At 69.1% G+C, this 330-nt stretch carries 1 protein-coding gene; it reads right to left on the bottom strand.

The features are described 5' to 3' along the window. Positions 1-330, bottom strand: a 330-nt coding sequence (locus tag NMG10_RS25915; protein ID WP_254465387.1) for a hypothetical protein, incomplete at both ends; no start/stop codon positions are given.

The following is a 330-nucleotide window of genomic DNA, read 5'->3' as shown; positions in this document are numbered from 1 at the left end:
CACACCGGTGGTGCGCACGCCCAGCGACTGCTTGAGGCTGGCAAGGATGCCGCCGCGGTTGTCGAGGGTATCGGCGGTCACGCTCAGCGCGCCGTCCTGGGCGATCAGCTTGCCGCCCTGGTTGTCGAGCACGCCGTTGGCCTGCACGCTGATCGCGCCCTTGGCCTGCACGGTGCCCTTGGTATTGTTCAGGCTGGCCGCCTGCAGGCCTACGTCGCCCTGCTGGCTGTAGATCAGGCCATCGCCCGTGTTGCTGAGCGCCCCGCTGCTGTTGAGCACGAGCGCGCCATTGGCGGCCAGGGTGCCGCGCTGGCTGTTGTCGATGCTGCC

This window comes from Pseudomonas sp. DVZ6 (assembly GCF_024259445.1).
GTDB classification, from domain to species: Bacteria; Pseudomonadota; Gammaproteobacteria; order Pseudomonadales; family Pseudomonadaceae; genus Aquipseudomonas; species Aquipseudomonas peradeniyensis.
Note: the sequence above shows the minus strand (reverse complement) of the source record. Positions and strands in the feature narration are given on the sequence as shown.